Source organism: Gemelliphila asaccharolytica (genome assembly GCF_001553005.1).
GTDB classification, from domain to species: domain Bacteria; phylum Bacillota; class Bacilli; order Staphylococcales; family Gemellaceae; genus Gemelliphila; species Gemelliphila asaccharolytica.
Map to the genome: position 1 here is coordinate 2675 of NZ_KQ959910.1, position 873 is coordinate 3547.

Here is an 873-nt window from a genome sequence, read left to right on the forward strand (position 1 = left end):
AAAAGAAAAAGATACAGAAGCATTAACTAATGCAAAAACAAAAGCATTAGCAGATTTAGCAAAATTTGACAATTTATCTAAAGACGAAAAAGACAGCTTTAAAGCAGAAATAAATAAAGCAAATAGTATAGACGAAGTTCAGACAGTTTCAGCAAAAGCACAATTAAAAAATGTTACAAAGACAGCAGAAGCAAAAGACACTGCATTAGAAGAATTAGACAAACTTGCTAACTTAACTGATGAACAAAAAAACAATCTAAAAGCAAAAATCTATAGTGCAAATAGTGTAGCAGAAGTTAATACAGCTTTAGATCAAGCAATAGCAAAAAACACTGCAAACAAAGAAGCAAAAGAAAAAAAAGAACTTGCTAACGCAAAAACAAAAGCAAAAGCAGAAATAGATAAACTTGACGATGTATCTAAAGAAGACAAAGACAATCTAAAAGCTGTAATCGATAAAATAAATAGTATAGAAGAATTTAATAAATTTTTTAACAAAGTAAAAGAAAAAGCAAAAGAAGATATAGATAAATTTGACAATTTATCTAAAGAAGAAAAAGACAATCTAAAATCAGAAATCGTTAAAGCAAAGAATGCAAAAGAATTTAATGATACTTTAGCAAAAGCAAAAGCAAAAAACACTGCAAACAAAGCAAAAGAAGAGCTAAAACTTATAATAGAAAAAAAATTCCAAGATCCTCAGCAAAAAGCAGCAGTTTTAAAAGATTTAGAAAAATTAAAAACATTAAAAGAAGTAGAACAATTAAAAGCTGATATCGAAGGTTCTGTGATAATTGGTGAACACAATGATAAAAAATTAGCAGAAGTAAAAGCAAAAGCATTAGCAGAAATAGATAAACTTGACGATGTATC

1 protein-coding gene is annotated in these 873 nt (G+C 27.5%); it reads left to right on the forward strand.

The window, feature by feature from the left end; all coding sequences use genetic code 11:
• On the forward strand, window positions 1-873 hold an 873-nt coding region (locus HMPREF1871_RS06335), incomplete at both ends, for a GA module-containing protein (RefSeq protein WP_198145790.1).